Origin of the sequence: Streptococcus oralis, from assembly GCF_021497885.1 — a bacterium.
GTDB classification, from domain to species: domain Bacteria; phylum Bacillota; class Bacilli; order Lactobacillales; family Streptococcaceae; genus Streptococcus; species Streptococcus oralis_BQ.
In genome coordinates this window covers 130,793-151,469 of sequence record NZ_CP046523.1, presented here as the reverse complement: position 1 = coordinate 151,469, position 20,677 = coordinate 130,793, and the positions used below count along the sequence as shown (strand labels likewise).

The window sequence follows — 20,677 nt, the reverse complement described above, 5'->3', positions numbered from 1 at the left end:
AAAAGCACCGAATCGGTGCGCACTTTTTCAAGTTGTGTACGGACAAAAGCCTTATTTTAACTTTGCTGTGTTGTTTCGAATGGTTCCAACATCTAAATTATATACCATTCTTTTAAAAATAGCAAGAGAACATCTATATAAAATAGAATGACATTTTATTTTTACAACTATAAAAAATTATATTGAAAACGTTTTATAATTTGTTGCTTTTAATAGTAAAAAGATATATAATTTAGCTAAAGTTAATATATTAGCACTTGCTGATACGACTCTTAGATCACAATAAAACGGAGAGCAATAGATGACTAAAAAACCTTACTCTATCGGACTTGATATCGGAACTAACAGCGTCGGATGGGCCGTCATTACAGATGACTATAAAGTCCCATCCAAAAAGATGAAAGTTTTGGGCAATACCGATAAACACTTTATCAAGAAAAATCTCATCGGGGCTCTATTGTTTGATGAGGGGACTACTGCTGAGGCTAGACGCCTTAAACGAACAGCACGTCGTCGCTATACCCGTCGGAAAAATCGTCTTCGCTATCTTCAAGAAATCTTTGCTGAGGAAATGAGCAAGGTGGATAGTAGTTTCTTTCATCGATTGGATGACTCCTTTTTAATTCCTGAGGATAAGAGAGGAAGTAAATATCCTATTTTTGCTACCTTGGCAGAAGAAAAAGAATACCATAAGCAATTTCCAACTATCTATCATTTGAGAAAACATCTGGCAGACTCAAAAGAGAAAGCTGACTTGCGCTTGATTTATCTAGCATTAGCTCATATGATTAAATACCGTGGGCATTTTTTATATGAAGAAGCTTTCGATATTAAAAACAATGATACCCAAAAAATCTTTAACGAGTTTACAAGCATTTACGACAACACCTTTGAAGGAAGTTCACTTAGTGAGCAAAGTGTACAAGTTGAAGCAATTTTTACTGATAAAATTAGTAAATCTGCAAAGAGAGAACGCGTTCTAGAACTCTTTCCAGATGAAAAGTCCACTGGTCTCTTTTCAGAATTTCTCAAACTAATCGTAGGAAATCAAGCTGATTTTAAAAAACATTTTAACTTAGAAGAAAAGGCACCATTACAATTTTCTAAAGACACCTATGATGAGGATTTGGAAAACTTACTTGGACAAATTGGAGATGACTTTGCAGACCTTTTCCTAGTTGCCAAAAAACTCTATGATGCCATTCTTCTATCAGGAATCTTAACTGTCACAGATCTATCTACTAAGGCACCACTGTCAGCATCTATGATTGAGCGCTATGAAAATCATCAAAAAGACTTGGCAACTTTAAAACAATTCATCAAAAACAATCTTCAAGAAAAATATGCTGAAGTTTTTTCTGACCAATCTAAAGATGGGTATGCTGGATATATCGAGGGCAAGACCACACAAGAAGCCTTTTACAAATATATCAAAAATCTTCTCTCTAAATTCGAAGGAGCTGACTATTTCCTTGATAAAATTGAACGTGAAGATTTCTTGAGAAAACAACGTACCTTTGATAATGGTTCTATTCCTCATCAAATTCATCTTCAAGAAATGAATGCCATTCTCCGTCGACAAGAGGAACATTATCCATTTCTGAAGGAAAACAAAGAAAAGATTGAAAAAATCTTAACCTTCCGTATCCCTTACTACGTCGGCCCATTAGCTCGTGGCAATCGTGATTTTGCTTGGCTGACTCGAAATTCTGACCAAGCAATCCGACCTTGGAATTTCGAAGAAATTGTTGATAAAGCAAGCTCTGCGGAATCCTTCATCAATAAAATGACTAACTATGACTTGTATCTCCCAGAGGAAAAAGTTTTGCCTAAGCATAGTCTGTTGTATGAAACATTTGCTGTCTACAATGAATTAACAAAAGTAAAATTTATTGCAGAAGGATTGAGAGACTATCAATTCCTTGATAGTGTACAGAAAAAACAAATTGTCAATCAATTATTCAAAGAGAAAAGAAAAGTAACTGAAAAAGACATCATCCATTATCTACACACTGTTGATGGCTACGATGGAATCGAACTAAAAGGAATGGAGAAGCAATTTAACGCAAGTCTCTCTACTTATCATGATTTACTCAAAATCATCAAGGATAAAGAGTTTATGGATGACCCTAAAAATGAAGAGATTCTTGAAAATATTGTCCATACTCTAACTATCTTTGAAGACCGCGAGATGATTAAGCAACGCCTTGCTCAATATAATTCTCTCTTTGATGAAAAAGTAATCAAGGCACTGACTCGTCGACATTATACTGGTTGGGGAAAACTCTCTGCTAAGCTAATTAACGGCATCTGCGATAAACAAACTGGCAAAACGATTCTTGATTATCTGATCAATGACGATTACAACAATCGTAACTTTATGCAGTTAATCAATGATGACAGACTTTCTTTCAAGGAAATTATCCAAAAGGCACAAGTCGTTGGCAAAACAGATGATTTGAAGCAAGTTGTTCAAGAACTTCCAGGAAGCCCTGCCATTAAAAAGGGAATTTTACAAAGTATCAAGATCGTTGATGAACTTGTTAAGGTTATGGGGCATGCTCCTGAATCCATTGTGATTGAAATGGCTCGAGAAAATCAAACTACTGCCAGAGGGAAAAAGAATTCCCAACAAAGATATAAACGCATTGAAGATTCACTGAAAATATTAGCATCTGGGCTTGATTCAAATATATTAAAAGAAAAGCCAACAGATAATAATCAACTTCAAAACGACCGCCTCTTCCTTTACTATCTCCAAAATGGAAAAGATATGTACACAGGGGAAGCTCTTGACATCAATCAATTAAGTAGCTATGACATTGACCACATCATCCCTCAGGCCTTTATAAAGGACGATTCTCTCGATAACCGCGTCTTAACCAAATCAAAGGAAAATCGTGGTAAATCTGATAATGTTCCTAGTCTGGAGGTTGTTCAAAAAAGAAAAGCTTTTTGGCAACAATTGTTGGATTCTAAGTTGATTTCAGAACGTAAATTTAATAATTTAACCAAAGCTGAACGTGGTGGACTAGATGAACGTGATAAAGTTGGCTTTATCAAGCGTCAGTTGGTTGAAACGCGTCAAATCACAAAACATGTTGCACAGATTTTGGATGCCCGCTTCAATACAGAAGTGAATGAGAAAAACCAGAAGATTCGTACCGTCAAAATCATCACTTTGAAATCCAATCTAGTTTCCAACTTCCGTAAAGAATTTAGGTTATACAAGGTGCGGGAAATCAATGACTACCACCACGCGCATGATGCCTATTTAAATGCAGTGGTTGCTAAGGCTATCCTTAAGAAATATCCTAAACTAGAGCCTGAATTCGTCTATGGGAACTATCAAAAGTACGATCTTAAGAGATACATCTCAAGATCCAAAGACCCTAAAGAAATCGAAAAAGCAACTGAAAAGTATTTCTTCTACTCAAACTTGTTGAACTTTTTTAAAGAAGAGGTGCATTACGCAGACGGAACTATCGTAAAAAGAGAAACTATCGAATACTCCAAAGATAATGGAGAAATCGCTTGGAATAAAGAAAGAGATTTCGCAACCATCAAAAAAGTACTTTCCTATCCACAGGTGAATATTGTGAAGAAGGCAGAAGAACAAACCGTTGGACAAAATGGTGGTCTGTTTGATAACAATATTGTGTCCAAGGAAAAAGTAGTTGACGCAAGTAAACTAATCCCTATCAAATCTGGTTTATCACCTGAAAAATATGGTGGCTATGCAAGACCTACAATCGCTTATTCAGTTCTTGTTATAGCAGATATTGAAAAAGGAAAGACCAAAAAATTAAAGCGAATCAAAGAGATGGTTGGAATAACCATTCAAGATAAAAAGAAATTTGAAGCAAATCCAATCGCCCACCTTGAAAAATGTGGATATAAAAATATCAATCCTAATCTTATTATAAAACTACCTAAGTATAGTCTCTTTGAGTTCAATGGTGGACAACGAAGATTATTAGCAAGCTCTATTGAGTTGCAAAAAGGTAACGAATTGATTTTACCTTACCATTTCACCGCTTTGCTTTACCACGCACAGCGAATTAATAAAATTAGTGAACCAATTCATAAACAGTATGTGGAAGCACATCAAAATGAATTTGAAGAATTACTAACAACAATCATTTCTTTATCTAAAAAATACATCCAAAAATCAAATGTTGAATCATTATTACAACAAGCGTTTGAGCAAGCCGATAAAGATATTTATCAGTTAAGCGAATCCTTTATCTCGCTCTTGAAACTTACATCATTTGGAGCTCCTGGAGCCTTTAAATTCCTTGGTGTTGAAATTAGTCAATCAAGTGTAAGATATAAGCCAAATTCACAATTTTTAGATACTACCCTCATCCACCAGTCCATCACTGGTCTCTACGAGACTCGGATTGATTTAAGCAAACTAGGAGAAGACTAATGGGATGGAGAACCGTTGTTGTCAATACACACTCTAAACTTTCCTACAAGAACAATCACTTAATTTTTAAAGATGCCTCTCGGACAGAGTTGATTCACCTGTCCGAGGTGGACATCCTTCTTTTGGAGACGACGGATGTTGTTCTCTCCACTATGCTGATAAAACGCTTGGTGGATGAAAATATTCTGGTCATCTTTTGTGATGATAAACGCCTGCCAACTGCATACTTAATGCCCTACTACGGTCGACATGATTCCAGTTTGCAACTCTCTCGTCAAATCACATGGAATGAGGAGGCTAAAGCTCAAGTTTGGACGACTATTATTGCACAAAAAATTCTCAATCAGGCTTTTTATCTGGGGAGTTGTGGTTTTCTGGAAAAATCTCAGTCCGTCATCGATCTCTATCATGGTTTGGATTTATTTGATCCTAGTAACCGCGAGGGGCACGCAGCTCGCATTTATTTCAACACCTTGTTTGGAAATGATTTTAGCCGTGAGCAAGATAGTGATGTCAACGCCGCCTTGGACTACGGCTATACCTTGATTTTGAGTATGTTTGCGCGTGAGATTGTGCTATCTGGCTGTATGACTCAGTTTGGCTTGAAACATGCTAATCAGTTTAATCAATTCAACCTAGCTAGCGATATTATGGAGCCTTTTCGTCCGATTATTGACAGAATCGTCTATGAAAATAGAAGCAGTTCTTTTGTCAAAATCAAGCGAGAACTTTTCACTATTTTCTCAGATACCTTCCACTACAATGGCAAAGATATGTACCTGTCCAATATCGTCAGTGACTATACTAAAAAAGTCATTCAAGCTCTCAATCAACCCGAGAAAGGAGTTCCTGAGTTTAGGATATGAGTTATCGATATATGCGTATGATTTTAATGTTTGATATGCCGGTTGATACTGTAGAGGAACGCAAGGCCTATCGGAAATTTCGGAAGTTCCTCATAGATGAGGGATTTATCATGCACCAATTCTCCATCTATAGCAAGCTTTTGCTCAATAACTCTGCTAATAATGCCATGATTGAGCGACTCAAAACTCATAATCCAAAAAAAGGAAACATTACTCTCTTAACCGTTACAGAAAAGCAATTTTCTCGCATGATTTACTTAAATGGTGAGCGAAATACCAGCGTAGCAAACTCCGACGCACGTTTAGTTTTTCTAGGAGAGGAGCCTGGAGATGAAGATTAATTTCCCATTATTGGATGAACCATTGGCTATTGAAAATGCAACCTTTTTAGTATTGGAAGACCAGCTTACCTTTTCAACTATCGTCAAGCGGTTCTACCAGTACACTGATGATGGAGAATTAAAGTTGTTTAATAGAAATCTAAAAGCTCTGAAAGAATCTGAATTACTAGTGATAACGGATGTCTTAGGATACAATCTAAACTCACCTGCTATGCTTAAACTGATACATGCCGATCTTGAAAATCAGCTTAATGACAAGCCCAAAGTCAAATCCATGATTGAAAAGCTGGTTGCTACGATTACAGAATTGCTGGCATTTGAGTGTTTGGAAAACGAATTGGACCTAGAGTACGACGAAATCACCATTCTAGAGTTGATCGATGCTCTAGGGGTCAAAGTTGAAACTCTGAGTGATACACCTTTCGAAAAGATGCTAGAAATTGTCCAAGTTTTTAAATATCTTTCAAAAAAGAAACTCCTTGTTTTCATCAATGCGACCGCCTATCTATCAAAGGATGAGTTAGTCAATCTAATTGAGTATATCCAACTCAATCAACTAAGAGTCTTATTTGTCGAACCTCGGAAAGTCTATGATTTCCCGCAGTATGTGCTGGATCAAGACTATTTCTTGAACCCTGAAAATATGGTATAATAAGAGTAACAATTGGAACCTGACGAGCTGAAGTCCAGCTGGGACAAATGGCGCGATTACGAAATTTCGTGAGAAAAATTTTTCTACGAGGTTTTAGAGCTGTGTTGTTTCGAATGGTTCCAAAACTTCCTGTCCCGTCTTTGTTCTTAGATACCAGTTTTAGAGCTGTGTTGTTTCGAATGGTTCCAAAACTTTCCACCTCAAAATCAAACGACCGCTCAAGTTTTAGAGCTGTGTTGTTTCGAATGGTTCCAAAACAAACTCGTCTGATACTGCTGTGATGTCATGGTTTTAGAGCTGTGTTGTTTCGAATGGTTCCAAAACTTATCCTCCATTAGTATTAGTAACTTTAAGGTTTTAGAGCTGTGTTGTTTCGAATGGTTCCAAAACAATGAAGCCGACAATCAATGAAGATTTATTAGTTTTAGAGCTGTGTTGTTTCGAATGGTTCCAAAACCAGTTTATAACTACGCAGAACAATTCGAACGTTTTAGAGCTGTGTTGTTTCGAATGGTTCCAAAACACATTCAAGCGAACACAAGGACAGGATTGTGTTTTAGAGCTGTGTTGTTTCGAATGGTTCCAAAACCTCGTGTTACGCCAATTTCTCTAGCTACCTGTTTTAGAGCTGTGTTGTTTCGAATGGTTCCAAAACTCTGGATCATTTTCGTCCTTCTTGTAATAGGTTTTAGAGCTGTGTTGTTTCGAATGGTTCCAAAACCAGTCCTTGGATGGCTGCTTCAGCGTTGTCGTTTTAGAGCTGTGTTGTTTCGAATGGTTCCAAAACCGCAAGCGGGTTATCGAGTTCTTCGGGCCTGTTTTAGAGCTGTGTTGTTTCGAATGGTTCCAAAACAACGTTCAAAAGTTGCTTTTGAAACCTTAAGTTTTAGAGCTGTGTTGTTTCGAATGGTTCCAAAACATGCGCTAAAATTATCCTCTTCTTCGTTAGGTTTTAGAGCTGTGTTGTTTCGAATGGTTCCAAAACATCACACCACAATCACTATTGGAACAATCGGTTTTAGAGCTGTGTTGTTTCGAATGGTTCCAAAACACTATTTTATACTGTATTTGTTAGATAGTAGTTTTAGAGCTGTGTTGTTTCGAATGGTTCCAAAACATCACACCACAATCACTATTGGAACAATCGGTTTTAGAGCTGTGTTGTTTCGAATGGTTCCAAAACACTATTTTATACTGTATTTGTTAGATAGTAGTTTTAGAGCTGTGTTGTTTCGAATGGTTCCAAAACTTGACTTTCTATACTTCTAAAGTCGAGGAGGTTTTAGAGCTGTGTTGTTTCGAATGGTTCCAAAACCGACGTTCCATGGCTGGGTCTTTTTCAATTGTTTTAGAGCTGTGTTGTTTCGAATGGTTCCAAAACACGGACGAATAGGAGGTAATAGGTTGGGCAGTTTTAGAGCTGTGTTGTTTCGAATGGTTCCAAAACTGCCCTATTTATTATAGAAAGGAGCATCATGTTTTAGAGCTGTGTTGTTTCGAATGGTTCCAAAACTGCAAAAAGTTGCTACGTACCCAACAAGTCGTTTTAGAGCTGTGTTGTTTCGAATGGTTCCAAAACCATGCTTACAATAAAGTAGCTGGGTTCATCGTTTTAGAGCTGTGTTGTTTCGAATGGTTCCAAAACGCGTTGCTTGGATGCAAGCCCGCAAGGGTCGTTTTAGAGCTGTGTTGTTTCGAATGGTTCCAAAACATTAAAAATACGACTAGAGGCCTGTTTGGGGTTTTAGAGCTGTGTTGTTTCGAATGGTTCCAAAACATTTCGTACCTATTTTCGCGTTTAACGTGGGTTTTAGAGCTGTGTTGTTTCGAATGGTTCCAAAACACGAATTGCTGGATCTTGGGCTAACGTCCAGTTTTAGAGCTGTGTTGTTTCGAATGGTTCCAAAACTTGGCTGGGTATTCGATTGTCCTGGCGTGGGTTTTAGAGCTGTGTTGTTTCGAATGGTTCCAAAACGTCTTCATCTGTTAATAACCCCTTTTCATTGTTTTAGAGCTGTGTTGTTTCGAATGGTTCCAAAACCCGAAAGGATTCAGTCGAACTAACCTACATGTTTTAGAGCTGTGTTGTTTCGAATGGTTCCAAAACGAACAATACATAGATCCAAAAGCTCGTAAAGTTTTAGAGCTGTGTTGTTTCGAATGGTTCCAAAACTCGAGTTAGTTGATAAGGAGCATCGACTTTGTTTTAGAGCTGTGTTGTTTCGAATGGTTCCAAAACCGTTTTGTAAGGCTTCTATAGCCTTACGTTGTTTTAGAGCTGTGTTGTTTCGAATGGTTCCAAAACACACTATAATCGGATTAACCAAATTCGCTTGTTTTAGAGCTGTGTTGTTTCGAATGGTTCCAAAACGACCCAAAGGAGAAAAAATAAAGCCGAGTGGTTTTAGAGCTGTGTTGTTTCGAATGGTTCCAAAACCCTTATCTGAGTAATCACGATGCCCTTCAAGTTTTAGAGCTGTGTTGTTTCGAATGGTTCCAAAACTGACTTTGCAAACGACATTCCAAACTCAGCGTTTTAGAGCTGTGTTGTTTCGAATGGTTCCAAAACCTGCTGTCGCTTGACGGGCACTCTCATCACGTTTTAGAGCTGTGTTGTTTCGAATGGTTCCAAAACATAAAGAACGAGGAGCGGGCAGACATGAAAGTTTTAGAGCTGTGTTGTTTCGAATGGTTCCAAAACTAGACAGTAAGAATTCAGCGTATTGCTTCCGTTTTAGAGCTGTGTTGTTTCGAATGGTTCCAAAACACTTTTATCATTCCAGAGATTGAGGGTAAAGTTTTAGAGCTGTGTTGTTTCGAATAGTTCAAATTTACATAAAAAGCTACTCATTTTTTGAGTAGCTTTTTAACTATCCCCCCTACACATAGCTCATTCCCTTATAGCATAGGAAAACGGCTAGTGCGATAAAAAGTACGGTTGCTCCGATTCGCTGGCTGGTACTGTACATCCTTCTCTCCCATCTGACTGGGAAGATGACTGCTAGAAAAGCACCGCCTACTGCGCCACCAATATGCCCTGCTAGGCTGATTCCTGGAATCAGAACACTTCCAATGATATTTATAACGAAAAGCGTCAGATAGGATTGCCCTAACTGCTGGATATAGGGGCTGCGAGTCGCATAGCGCAAAACGATAATCGCAGCAAATAATCCATAGAGAGAAGTGGAGGCACCTGCTGCTAGGACTTTCGGTGTGAAAGCAAAAACAAAGAGATTGCCCATCATTCCTGATAAGAGATATAGAAGGAAAAATTGCTTAGAGCCGAAAATCTCCTCCACTTGTCGTCCAAGAAAGTAGAGTGAAATCATATTGACAATGAAATGCTCCCAACCGATATGTACAAAGATAGCTGAAAAAAGACGCCAAATCTGCTCAGGGAACAAGCGAATGATCGGTCCATACATAGCTCCAAACTGAAAAAGAGTTTTTGCCTGATCAAAGTTGATACCCGTAGTAATCAGCATCAAGAGAAATACCAAAGCTGTCACTAGGAGGAAAAAACTAGTCACAGGGTAGCGTTTATCAAAGATTTCCTTCATAGATTAGCACCTCCTGGACGGGAATATCATGGTCTTCCAAGTTAAACTCCTGAATTTGGCAAGGATAAACCGTACTCAAAGTATGACCAGTAAAATGTTCCAGATAGCGGTCATAATAACCTCCACCATATCCAATCCGATAGCCCTCTGTTGTAAAAGCCAAGCCCGGAACATGAATTAAATCAATCTGAGACGGATCCACAACTTCCAAGTCTCCTTTCGGTTCCAGTAAACCAAAGGAAGTTTTTACCAATTGCTGCGGATTATAGACCACAAACTCCATGCGCCCCTTGGGATAGGTTTTGGGTATCAGAACCTTTTTGCCCTCCTTCAGCGCCTGCTTGATCAATTCTTGCGTTTGAAATTCATGAGGGAAAGAGAGATAGGTTGCGATGGTCTTGGCTTCTTGGTAAAAAGGATGTTGCAAAAGCCGATCCGTTAAAGCTCGATCCACAGCCTGTTTTTGTTCCTGAGATAGAGCCTTCATTTCTTGCAAAATTTTCTTGCGTAGTTCTGCTTTCATAGATAATACCTCTACTCTGCCGCCTTCTTTTTCAGGAAACTAGAGACCGCATCAACCCCAATAGCTAAGGCCTCTTCCTTAGGGCTCATCTGAGGGTGATGAAGGGCGTAGGGACTATCGATACCCAGCCAGAACATAACGCCATCAACCTTCGAAAGGAGATAACCAAAGTCTTCACCTGTCATAGCAGGCTCGATATCAATCAACTCAATTCCCTCTTTTTCTTCAAAGAAGTCCATCAGTTCACGCGCCAATGCAGGATGGTTCTCCACAGGTAGGTAGCCTCCTTGCTTGAGTTCTACTTCGACTTTCATATCAAAGGCTGCTGCAACCCCTTCTGCGACTGTCTTGACTCTTTTTTGTACCAAGAGGCTCATTTCCTGAGTCAAGGCGCGAATGGTTCCGTGTAAAAATGCTGTGTCTGTAATGACATTGTTGGTTGTTCCAGCTTGGAAAAGGCCAAAGGTCACCACCGCTCCCTCGATTGGGTTGACATTGCGGCTAACAACTGACTGCACTTGGGTCACAAAGTAACTAGCAGCCACCAAGGCATCATTGGCCTCATGCGGGAAGGCTGCGTGCCCGCCTTTTCCTTTAAAACGAATCTTCACCTCACAAGTCCCTGCAAAGAGCGTATGGGTATTGGTCGCAATCTGACCGACCTTCAAATCTGGACGAACATGGAGACCATAAAATTGGTCTGGTAGCCAGTCCCCAAAAGCACCATCCTCATACATGAGCATACCACCAGCTTCATTTTCTTCAGCAGGCTGAAATAGGAAGAGCAGATTATTCTTAGGTTGTTCCTCAAGGGCGCGTTCTAGACAGCCCAAGGCAATGGTCATATGAAAATCATGGCCACAAGCATGCATACGACCTTGGTGTTGAGAGGCGAAAGGCAGTCCTGTTTGTTCGACGATAGGCAGACCGTCAATGTCTGTTCGCCAACCAATGATTCGCTCCGGCTGACTTCCCTGCAGGTAGACCAAAATTCCTGTCCGCCAAGTACGAACTTGAACAAAGTCCTTGCCCGTAGTCAATTTTTTAATCACATCCAACAAATAAGCCTGAGTCTTGAATTCCTCCAAGCCAATCTCTGGAATCTGGTGCAAATCTCGTCTAGTCTGAATCAAATCTAACATCTATCTATCCTCCAATATAGCAGAAAGAGGCTGGAAAAAGGGTTCCGCCTCTTTTTTACTTTTACAAGGTACGAAGCGCATCCTCTAGCGCTGTTTTTTGTTGGGTTTGGGCATCAATTTCTTTAATGATACGAGCTGGAACACCTGCTACCACCACATTTTCTGGGACATCTTGGGTAACGATAGCTCCTGCCGCAACGACTGAACCGCTGCCGATTTGGACTCCTTCGATGACCACTGCATTGGCACCGATAAGAACATTGTCTCCGACACGAACTGGATCGGCACTGGCTGGTTCAACCACACCTGCCAAAACTGCACCCGCACCAACGTGGCTGTTCTTCCCAACGATAGCGCGGCCACCAAGGATAGCACCCATGTCAATCATGGTTCCTGCACCGATTTCAGCACCTATATTGATAACAGCTCCCATCATGATAACAGCATTGTCACCAATTTCAACTTGGTCACGGATAATAGCACCTGGCTCGATACGAGCGTTGATAGCACGTTTATCTAGCAAAGGAACTGCAGAATTACGAGCATCTTGCTCGACAACATAGTCTTGATTTTCTACTAAACCTTCGAGAAGCGGAGCAACATCCTTCCAGTCTCCGAATAGGACATTTCCTAGTTTGACAACAGAGCTAGGCACAGCAGATGCGAGTTGCCCCTCAAAGGTTACTTTGACACTGGTTTTCTTTTCCGCATTGGCGATAAATTGGATGATTTCTTGGGCATTCATTTTTGTGGCAGTCATAGGCGCCTCCTAGTTCGTTATAATGATACCTATTCTACCAAAAAAGGCTTCAAATTTGAAGCCTTAAGCACTCGAACAGAACATTTTACCTTTCCTTCGTTTCCTCAATTGATAAGAAAACCATCGGAACGATAATCAAAATCATAGCCAAAGCTAGAAAACCATCCAAAACCATACCTAGAAATAGCACACTTAACAATGCGGAAGATAAAGGTTCACTGGCACTCACAACTGACACAACTAACGGTGAGACGAGTAGCACAGCCTTCATCGAAAGGAAAAAAGCGAAAGCCGTTCCAAACACAGCAATAGTAAAACAAATCAAAAGGCTCGTCACATCAAGTTGGAAGGTAATCTGATGAATAGGATAAAGAAAATTGCTAAAAACACCTGCTAGCAACATCCCCCAACCAACGGTTGGCACAAAACCATAGTCACGTGCAAAACGCTGAGGCAGGATAACGTTGAACATAACACCTACAGCACTGAGGAGTCCAGTGACCAAAGCTAAGGGAGTCATGGACAACTGGGACAAATCTCCTTTTGTGGCCATCAAAAAAACACCTAACATGGCAATTAAAACATAGAGAATGGCTGTGATAGAAGCCTTCTTTTTATAGACGATACGATTATAAAACAAGATAAAAACTGGACTGATAAATTGCAAAATGGTCGCCGTCGTCGCATTGGAATACTCAACACAGAGATAAAAGAAAAACTGCACAGAAAAAATACCTAGAATAGCATAGGCTAAAAAAGGCAGATAATTTTTCTTGTCCCGCCAGATATCCAATAACTGGGTGCGTAACTGAAAGGCTGATAAAACTAAAACCAAACTCCCTGCCACTAGCAAGCGCATGGAAGTGATCCAGCCAGACGACACCTGATAATGGGCGAAAAAATATTCTCCTAAAATACCACAAATCCCCCAGATTAGACCTGACAACAGTGAATATAGAGTTCCCTTAAAAATCTTCTTTTGATACTTATTCATTCTCCTATTGTAACACGAAATGAAAAAAGAAAAAAGTAGCATGAAAAATATTATTGAATGAATCATGCTACTTTTTTATTCTATCGATTTGATTGATTTGAGCGAGTTGATGAGCTTGTTCCCGAACTGCTACTTGAGCTTGGGAGAGTTGGGGTAGGAAGAGTGGGTAAACTTCCTAAAATACTCTTCCAAGCATTTTGATAATCGGCATCGCTCCCTCCGATGGCAAAGCGGTAAGTGGTTACTGGCGCCCCTTCTTTAGTAGCCCAATAGCTCGTTACTGTAGAACCTGAAACGGTGACTTCTTTGCCATTGATTGTGACCTTGCCAGGTTTCTCTCCTGTCGATTTGAGGACTTGAGACTTGGTCACGCTTGGATCTAGACTAAAGCGCTCATTTCCCCATATGCCAGGTTCGGCTTGTTGAATGGCATTGACCAAGTGGGCCATATAATTGGCGTTGCGGTAGTGACCTGCTCCTTTAGCTAACGGTCGGTTGTCGTCGTGACCTAACCAGCCCCCTAGAGTCAAGCGTGGCGTAGAAAGCATGAGCCACATATTTTCATCTTCATTGGTCGTACCAGTTTTTCCAATCCAGTCGGCGCGAGCTAGGCTTGGATTGATGGAAGCCAAGTCGGTCTGGAAGCTCGAAGTAATTCGAGATGAGATCACCTCCCGAAGCAGATTCTGCATGATGGTCGCTGTCGCTTTTGAATAAACTTGGACAGGTTGACTTTTATGCTCATAAATCACTTGTCCCGTCGTCGATTCAATCTTCGCAATCATATGTTTCTTATGGTAAACTCCGTTGTTGGCCAGAGTCTGATATCCGTTGGTATGCTGGGCAACTGTAACATCAATCCCCCCACCCATCGGTAAACTTTCGATACCATATTCTGGGATTTCATAACCCATTTTTTCCATATATCCCTTGACATCGACACCCTTCTCTCGGAGCGTACGATAAGTCCAGTAGGCTGGGATATTCCATGAATAGTTGAGGGCTTCTCCTAAGGTCATCATCCCTGTACCAGGACTATTGACATACATGATGGGATTGCCGTTTGAAAAGTTTGTCGGGTAGTTAGACAAGATGCTTGCACTTCCCATCAAACCTTGGTCAATCGCGATACCATAGGCCAGTATAGGCTTAGTGGTTGAAGCTGGAGAACGCTTGGTATCGATAGCGTGATTGTTCTGATTTTCTTGGTAATTACGGCCACCAACAAATCCAAGGATGGCTCCCGTTTGGTTGTCCATGAGGACATTCCCCACCTCAGGCTGACCTGTCGAATCATCTAGCAGGTAGCCGTAGGTCGCAACCGCATTTTGCATCGCAGCATGAACATTTTTATTGATAGTTGTCGTAATCTTATATCCACCATTTTCAATTTCCTTGGTTGCTAGGTCATGATAAGCTTTCTGGATGAACTCATTCTTTAACTCTTGAGCAGAGACATGATCTCTCTCAACTAGATAGTCGTACATTCGATCGGTAGCTTCTGCCAAGGTTGCATAGTAGAGATAGTCACGCGCCGTACCGTTGACACTACCTGATGGTAGAAAGTCTTGCTTAAAGTCATAATTCTTGTACTTGTCGTAATCTTCCTGACTCAGAGCTCCTGTCCGATACATATTGTAGAGGACATCCTTGGCACGCTTGATTCCCAAAGCCATATCCTCATCACTCTTCATACTGCCATCAGATTCATAAGGGGAATAACTAATCGGACTCTGTGGCAAGCCTGCGATAAAGGCAGCTTGAGGTATCGTCAAATCTGAAGCATTAACACCGAAAATTCCTTCTGCAGCCTGCTGGGCACCTGCAATATTTTGACCTTTGTGATTGCGGCCAAAAGGAGCAATGTTAAGGTAGGTTGTTAAAATCTCATCCTTACCCATAACCCGTTCTAAAGCTAGAGCATCTATGATTTCTGTCGCCTTACGAGCTAGAGTGGGAGCATCCCCTACCACTTGCTGCTTGATAACCTGCTGGGTCAAGGTCGAACCACCACTGGACGACCCTAGACCGACAAAGGTTCCCAAGGTCGCACGAATAACGGCCTTAGGCACAACTCCCTTGTGCTCGTTGAAATTCTCGTCCTCTGTCGCAATGATAGCCTTTTTAAGATTATCCGAAATAGCACCTGAAGCGACTGAAGTGCGCAACAAATCGCCCTCAATCGAAGCAATGGTACTGCCGTCAGAATAAGTGATTTCTGAGATAGAGGCAATATCCTTCACTTGCTTGACCAGTTCTTCTGTTTGAGGTACCTGGGCCTTGTCAAATAGAGCCACTCCATATCCCATAGCCACCCCAGCACCAAACAGTCCACCGATAAAGGCCAGAATAAAGAGAGTGTTGAAGGTCACTTTAAAAGCACTCAAAACCTTAGCCAAAATAGACCCAACCCTTCTGACTTTGTCAGAAGAAGCTACTTTCTTATCAGTCTTTTTACTTGCTTGCTTTTTCTCCCATTTGGCAGTTAGTTGCTGGAAAAAATGCAGCATTTTAGTTTTTAATTCATCAATTCTTTTTTTCATGAATGTCCTCGCTTTCTTTATTATACCATAAAAGGGAAACTTTCAATAAAATAGCCACTTTCTTCCCTATTCTACTAGGCTATTGACCAAGTTTGTGATACAATAGGTAGAAACAATATTTTATAAAGGAGAAAAGACACATGCACATTTTTGATGAGCTAAAAGAGCGTGGTTTGATCTTTCAAACGACTGATGAAGAAGCTTTGCGCAAAGCCCTAGAAGAAGGTCAAGTTTCTTATTATACTGGCTACGATCCAACTGCTGACAGCCTTCACCTAGGTCACCTTGTCGCAATCTTGACAAGTCGTCGTTTGCAACTAGCAGGTCACAAACCTTATGCGCTCGTTGGCGGTGCTACAGGTCTCATCGGAGATCCGTCCTTCAAAGATGCTGAACGTAGTCTCCAAACAAAAGACACAGTAGAGGGCTGGGTCAAGTCTATCCAAGGACAACTTTCTCGTTTTCTTGATTTTGAAAATGGGGAAAATAAAGCTGTCATGGTCAACAACTACGACTGGTTTGGCAGCATCAGCTTCATTGACTTCCTCCGTGATATCGGAAAATACTTCACTGTCAACTACATGATGAGTAAGGAGTCTGTGAAAAAACGGATTGAAACAGGAATTTCTTACACTGAGTTTGCCTACCAAATCATGCAAGGTTATGACTTCTTTGTCCTTAACCAAGAGCACAACGTAACGCTACAAATCGGTGGTTCTGACCAGTGGGGAAATATGACCGCAGGTACCGAATTGCTTCGCCGTAAGGCTGATAAGACTGGCCACGTGATCACAGTGCCACTCATTACAGACGCAACTGGTAAGAAATTTGGTAAATCAGAAGGAAACGCAGTCTGGCTCAATCCTGAAAAGACTTCCCCATACGAAATGTACCAATTCTGGATGAACGTCATGGATGCTGACGCCGTTCGCTTCTTGAAAATCTTTACTTTCTTGTCACTGGATGAGATCGAAGACATCCGTAAACAGTTTGAAGCGGCGCCACACGAACGCTTGGCTCAGAAAGTCTTGGCTCGTGAAGTCGTCACACTTGTTCACGGAGAAGAAGCCTACAAAGAAGCCCTCAACATCACTGAGCAACTCTTTGCAGGAAACATCAAAAACCTTTCTGTTAAAGAACTCAAACAAGGACTTCGTGGAGTGCCAAACTACCAAGTTCAAGCAGATGAAAACCACAATATCGTAGAACTTCTCGTGTCATCTGGTGTAGTTAACTCAAAACGCCAAGCCCGTGAAGACGTTCAAAACGGTGCTATCTACGTAAATGGTGACCGTATCCAAGACCTTGACTATGTCTTGACTGACGCAGATAAGTTAGAAAACGAACTAACTGTTATCCGTCGCGGGAAGAAAAAATACTTCGTATTGACTTACTAAACTCTTCAACATTTACCTATAAACAAAGGAGTTAACCTCAAGAAAGGTAACTCCTTTTTTCTGTTAATAACTCTCATCTATCTATTTTTAATAGACAGACTACGCAAGACAATGCGCAAGGTTGTTAGATTATGTAAGATAGAGAGATTTGAAGGACTGAGCCAATTAAATAAGCCAAAGCCAATCAAACTACTATTTACGACAATGGTATCTTGAATATTCTTCTTGATGAGTATTTGCAAAGATGATGATAGCGAATCCAACTCTTGGAAGAAATCCAAGCGATTATCTAACAATAAGATATCACTCATCTGCTTAGAAATATCTGCGCTCTCATTCATCACCACACCGATATCTGATAGGGTTAGAGCCGCTGAGTCATTCAACCCATCTCCAACCATCAAAATAGTATGACCTGCTTTCTGCAGTTCCTCTACTAACTCAAATTTCCCATCAGGTTTCAAGTCTGTATAGACCTGATCAAACGGCAAATCTTTTACTAATTCCTCTGTCCTAACCAGGGTGTCCCCTGTGGCCAGAATCAATTTTTTCCCTTGTGCCTTAAGTTTCTCCAAGGCTACTTTTGCTTCTTTTCTCAAAGGAGTATGAATGCAGAACATTCCAATCAATTCATTCTGATAAGCTAAGAATAAGAGATTGTAGTGACTCTTGTACTCTTCAATTAAAGCATTTTGCTCCGAACTGATATGAATCTGCTCATCCTGCATCAAGACATAATTTCCAATAAGAACTGGTTGCCCATCAATATGGGACTTAATTCCCTTGCTTGCAATATATTGGAGTTTCCCATGCATTTCCTCATGTTCAATCCCCTCTATCTCAGCTTGCTTGACAATGGCATTAGCAATAGGATGATAAATGTGTTCCTCAAGACAGGCACTGATTCTGAGAATATCTTCCTCGCTATAATCCCCAAAAGGTAACACCTTTTCAACTATAGGATAGCTAGTTGTGATTGTTCCTGTCTTATCAAACAAGAAAGTATCAACTTCCAGATATTTCTCTAGAACATCTCCATCCTTAATCACCATTTCACGGTTCAACCCCTCTTTGATAGCTGTCAAATAAGCTACAGGAGTAGAGATTTTCAAAGCGCAGGAGAAATCGACCAATAGGAATGAAATAGCCTTAGAAAAAGAGCCCGTTAATAGGTAAGTCAGACCAGCCCCCAAGAAATTATATTTGACGACCTTGTCCGCCATCTTGATGAAATAGCGTTGTTTCGTTTTCTTATTTTCTTCAGATTTCTTCATCAACTCAATCAGCTGTAAAATACGGCTGTTCATCTGATTATCGGTTACACGAATGCGTAGCTCCCCAGTCTCCAAGACTGTGTTTGCACAAACCAAATCAGACTCTCTTTTTTCAACTGGAAAACTCTCTCCCGTCAAGGAACTTTCGTTGACCATACCTAAACCTGAAACTACTTGTCCATCAAACAGAATTTCATTTCCTTGAGATAGGACCAAGACATCTCCTATTTGAACATCGGAACTCTTGATACTAACGACCGTATCACCCTGTACCAAGAATACATCGCTTTCTTTTGCAAGAAGGCTTTGTTCTAAATCTGTTGCAGTTTTTTTCAAGGACCACTGATCTAAATGATTCCCCAAATCAAGCATAAACATGATGTTGCTGGCAGTCTTGGATTGATTCATGAACAAAGACAATAAAATCGCCGAACAGTCCAAGACCTCCATCGTTAGTTCCTTACGCGCTAGGGTCTGATAGGCTTCTCTAACATAACCCAAAGCCTGGTAACAGGTCCAGATATATCGAATAGGATAAGGTACAAAACTACGAAAAAGCACACGCTTAATCGCTGCACCTGAAACGATAGAATAGGCACTCTCTTCTCTACGAACAGGAAGAGTCATCAACTCAGAAACTTTCCCTTTATCAATTCTTTTTAAAAAGGCTTCTGCATTGTCTAATACAGAGAAGCCTTCTTTTATACGTAGGGTAAAGTGCTGTTGATCCATGTAAAACTGAATAGACTCAATTCCCTTCTCATCTCTCGCCAAGGAACGAAGATAGTCTTGAATATCCAAGGTGAGTGAAAAAGAAGATGATAGTCGGATATGTTGATATCCTCTATATAGCACTTTAAAAGACATATTATTCTCCTATAAGGCTATCTAATTGCTCTTCTTTTTTCTCTTGCTCATACAAATATTTAGCATCTTGCAAAACATCGTCTCCATGTTGCTTCACAACAGAAACAGATGCATCTAGCTCATCTTTAAACTTGTAAGCCTTAGCCAAAGCTTTAGAATAACCTTTTTTAGCTTCCTTACTTGCTAAGATTTTCAAACCAAGGGTACCAAATGCGACACCACCCAAAAATAATGAAGATTTTTTCGCAACTTTTGCAACGGTTAGTACTTCTTTTAACATACTTATTTCCTCCTTATCATTATTATATAGCAATTTAGATATAAAAGCAATTTCATTTTATAAATTGAAGAATTAGTTTTATTTCTACTGAATCTCCCATCTACTTACTCCTGAAGTTGCTTTCACTTGTCTCTTTTGATACACTTAAACTATGAATACAAACCTCAAACCAAAACTCCAGCGCTTTGTTGCTGCTAGCTCCTTTGCCTGCCCCATCTGCCAAGAAAATCTGACCTTGGTCGAAACTAGTCTCAAGTGTAGCAATCGCCATTCTTTTGATCTGGCAAAATTCGGCTATGTCAACTTGGCTCCTCAGATCAAGCAATCTGCCAACTACAACAAAGAAAACTTTCAAAATCGCCAGCAAATTCTTGAAGCTGGTTTTTATCAGGCTATTTTAGAAGGTATCTCGGACTTACTAACAACTAATCCATCCGCAAAAACAGTCTTGGATATCGGCTGTGGCGAAGGATTCTACTCTCGCAAGCTCCAAGAAAAACACTCTGATAAAACCTTCTATGCCTTTGATATTTCCAAAGATTCCGTTCAAATCGCTGCCAAAAGCGAACCCAACTGGGCGGTTAATTGGTTTGTCGGTGACCTGGCTCGTCTTCCTATAAAAGACGCTAGCATGGATATCCTGCTTGATATCTTTTCCCCTGCCAACTATGGGGAATTTCGTCGCGTTTTATCCAAAGATGGTATCTTGATCAAGGTCATCCCAACTGAAAATCACCTCACAGAAATCCGTCAAATGGTGCAGGACCAGCTGACAAAGAAGGACTATTCCAACCAAGATATCAGAGAACATTTCCAAGAACACTTCAGCATCCAATCTAGCCAAATAGCCTCCCTGACAAAACTCATCACAGAAGAGCAACGCCAAGCCCTGCTTGCCATGACACCCTTACTCTTTCACGTTGACCAAACCAAGATTGACTGGAGTCAACTGACAGAGATTACCATTGAGGCAGAGATTTTGGTTGGGAAAGTACTGTAAATAAAACTTTCAGATAAGACAAAACCCGCACCTTCAAGGTACGGGT

At 40.4% G+C, this 20,677-nt stretch carries 14 protein-coding genes and 1 CRISPR repeat array; of the genes, 6 read left to right on the top strand and 8 right to left on the bottom strand.

What is annotated here, in order from left to right; genetic code table 11:
- Nucleotides 1-301: 301 nt before the first annotated feature.
- Genes cas9 through csn2 form a run of 4 tightly spaced genes read left to right on the top strand, consistent with a single transcriptional unit; the run spans nucleotide 302 to nucleotide 6,291 of the window.
- Nucleotides 302-4,432, top strand: a complete 4,131-nt coding sequence (gene cas9, locus GOM48_RS00730; protein ID WP_235097768.1) for a type II CRISPR RNA-guided endonuclease Cas9 — start codon at nucleotides 302-304, stop codon at nucleotides 4,430-4,432.
- Complete coding sequence (gene cas1, locus GOM48_RS00725) at nucleotides 4,432-5,298, top strand: type II CRISPR-associated endonuclease Cas1 (RefSeq protein WP_235097766.1); 867 nt, start codon at nucleotides 4,432-4,434, stop codon at nucleotides 5,296-5,298. Before cas9 ends, cas1 begins: the two co-directional genes overlap by 1 nt.
- Complete coding sequence (gene cas2 / locus GOM48_RS00720; RefSeq protein ID WP_061587800.1) at nucleotides 5,295-5,639, top strand: CRISPR-associated endonuclease Cas2; 345 nt, start codon at nucleotides 5,295-5,297, stop codon at nucleotides 5,637-5,639. Before cas1 ends, cas2 begins: the two co-directional genes overlap by 4 nt.
- Nucleotides 5,629-6,291 (top strand): type II-A CRISPR-associated protein Csn2, encoded by a 663-nt coding sequence (gene csn2 / locus GOM48_RS00715; RefSeq protein ID WP_235097764.1) that lies wholly within the window; start codon nucleotides 5,629-5,631, stop codon nucleotides 6,289-6,291. Before cas2 ends, csn2 begins: the two co-directional genes overlap by 11 nt.
- A gap of 90 nt (nucleotides 6,292-6,381) precedes the next feature.
- Nucleotides 6,382-9,124: direct repeats of the CRISPR family, unit length 36 nt; unit sequence GTTTTAGAGCTGTGTTGTTTCGAATGGTTCCAAAAC.
- Between the two features lie 46 nt (nucleotides 9,125-9,170).
- Here the strand turns inward: csn2 and GOM48_RS00710 are convergent.
- From GOM48_RS00710 to pbp1b, 6 genes are all read right to left on the bottom strand, one after another.
- Nucleotides 9,171-9,851 (bottom strand): rhomboid family intramembrane serine protease, encoded by a 681-nt coding sequence (locus GOM48_RS00710; RefSeq protein WP_235097762.1) that lies wholly within the window; start codon nucleotides 9,849-9,851, stop codon nucleotides 9,171-9,173.
- Nucleotides 9,835-10,374: a 5-formyltetrahydrofolate cyclo-ligase gene (locus tag GOM48_RS00705; RefSeq protein ID WP_235097760.1), complete on the bottom strand. Its 540-nt coding sequence runs from the start codon at nucleotides 10,372-10,374 to the stop codon at nucleotides 9,835-9,837. The genes GOM48_RS00710 and GOM48_RS00705 overlap by 17 nt, the downstream gene beginning before the upstream one ends.
- Before the next feature lie 11 nt (nucleotides 10,375-10,385).
- Complete coding sequence (locus tag GOM48_RS00700; protein ID WP_235097758.1) at nucleotides 10,386-11,516, bottom strand: N-acetyldiaminopimelate deacetylase; 1,131 nt, start codon at nucleotides 11,514-11,516, stop codon at nucleotides 10,386-10,388.
- Nucleotides 11,517-11,577: 61 nt separating this feature from the next.
- Nucleotides 11,578-12,276, bottom strand: a complete 699-nt coding sequence (gene dapD, locus GOM48_RS00695) for a 2,3,4,5-tetrahydropyridine-2,6-dicarboxylate N-acetyltransferase (RefSeq protein WP_235097756.1) — start codon at nucleotides 12,274-12,276, stop codon at nucleotides 11,578-11,580.
- A gap of 85 nt (nucleotides 12,277-12,361) precedes the next feature.
- Entirely contained in the window at nucleotides 12,362-13,270 is a 909-nt protein-coding gene (locus tag GOM48_RS00690) for a DMT family transporter (RefSeq protein WP_235097754.1), read from the bottom strand.
- Between the two features lie 80 nt (nucleotides 13,271-13,350).
- A complete protein-coding gene (pbp1b, locus tag GOM48_RS00685) occupies nucleotides 13,351-15,813 on the bottom strand; it encodes a penicillin-binding protein PBP1B (protein WP_235097752.1) in 2,463 nt (820 codons plus the stop codon).
- Between the two features lie 140 nt (nucleotides 15,814-15,953).
- On the opposite strand from pbp1b, the gene tyrS reads away from it, so the two are divergent.
- Nucleotides 15,954-17,210, top strand: coding sequence for a tyrosine--tRNA ligase (gene tyrS / locus GOM48_RS00680; protein WP_235097750.1), 1,257 nt, complete (start codon nucleotides 15,954-15,956; stop codon nucleotides 17,208-17,210).
- Nucleotides 17,211-17,287: 77 nt separating this feature from the next.
- On the opposite strand, the gene GOM48_RS00675 is transcribed toward tyrS, so the two are convergent.
- Together GOM48_RS00675 and GOM48_RS00670 are read right to left on the bottom strand one after the other, a co-directional pair.
- Nucleotides 17,288-19,351, bottom strand: coding sequence for a heavy metal translocating P-type ATPase (locus GOM48_RS00675; protein ID WP_235097748.1), 2,064 nt, complete (start codon nucleotides 19,349-19,351; stop codon nucleotides 17,288-17,290).
- A 1-nt stretch (nucleotide 19,352) separates the two neighbouring features.
- Entirely contained in the window at nucleotides 19,353-19,631 is a 279-nt protein-coding gene (locus GOM48_RS00670; RefSeq protein WP_000910908.1) for a DUF6110 family protein, read from the bottom strand.
- Nucleotides 19,632-19,782: 151 nt separating this feature from the next.
- Between GOM48_RS00670 and GOM48_RS00665 the strand changes: the two genes are divergently transcribed.
- The gene (locus GOM48_RS00665) at nucleotides 19,783-20,631 is read left to right on the top strand and encodes a putative RNA methyltransferase (RefSeq protein WP_235097746.1); all 849 of its coding nucleotides are present in this window, start codon (nucleotides 19,783-19,785) and stop codon (nucleotides 20,629-20,631) included.
- Nucleotides 20,632-20,677: the final 46 nt, after the last annotated feature.

Coding starts and splice junctions, on each gene's coding strand:
- cas9 (WP_235097768.1), top strand. CDS start 302: ATGACTAAAAAACCTTACTCTATCGGACTTGATATCGGAACTAACAGC.
- cas1 (WP_235097766.1), top strand. CDS start 4,432: ATGGGATGGAGAACCGTTGTTGTCAATACACACTCTAAACTTTCCTAC.
- cas2 (WP_061587800.1), top strand. CDS start 5,295: ATGAGTTATCGATATATGCGTATGATTTTAATGTTTGATATGCCGGTT.
- csn2 (WP_235097764.1), top strand. CDS start 5,629: ATGAAGATTAATTTCCCATTATTGGATGAACCATTGGCTATTGAAAAT.
- GOM48_RS00710 (WP_235097762.1), bottom strand. CDS start 9,851: ATGAAGGAAATCTTTGATAAACGCTACCCTGTGACTAGTTTTTTCCTC.
- GOM48_RS00705 (WP_235097760.1), bottom strand. CDS start 10,374: ATGAAAGCAGAACTACGCAAGAAAATTTTGCAAGAAATGAAGGCTCTA.
- GOM48_RS00700 (WP_235097758.1), bottom strand. CDS start 11,516: ATGTTAGATTTGATTCAGACTAGACGAGATTTGCACCAGATTCCAGAG.
- dapD (WP_235097756.1), bottom strand. CDS start 12,276: ATGACTGCCACAAAAATGAATGCCCAAGAAATCATCCAATTTATCGCC.
- GOM48_RS00690 (WP_235097754.1), bottom strand. CDS start 13,270: ATGAATAAGTATCAAAAGAAGATTTTTAAGGGAACTCTATATTCACTG.
- pbp1b (WP_235097752.1), bottom strand. CDS start 15,813: ATGAAAAAAAGAATTGATGAATTAAAAACTAAAATGCTGCATTTTTTC.
- tyrS (WP_235097750.1), top strand. CDS start 15,954: ATGCACATTTTTGATGAGCTAAAAGAGCGTGGTTTGATCTTTCAAACG.
- GOM48_RS00675 (WP_235097748.1), bottom strand. CDS start 19,351: ATGTCTTTTAAAGTGCTATATAGAGGATATCAACATATCCGACTATCA.
- GOM48_RS00670 (WP_000910908.1), bottom strand. CDS start 19,631: ATGTTAAAAGAAGTACTAACCGTTGCAAAAGTTGCGAAAAAATCTTCA.
- GOM48_RS00665 (WP_235097746.1), top strand. CDS start 19,783: ATGAATACAAACCTCAAACCAAAACTCCAGCGCTTTGTTGCTGCTAGC.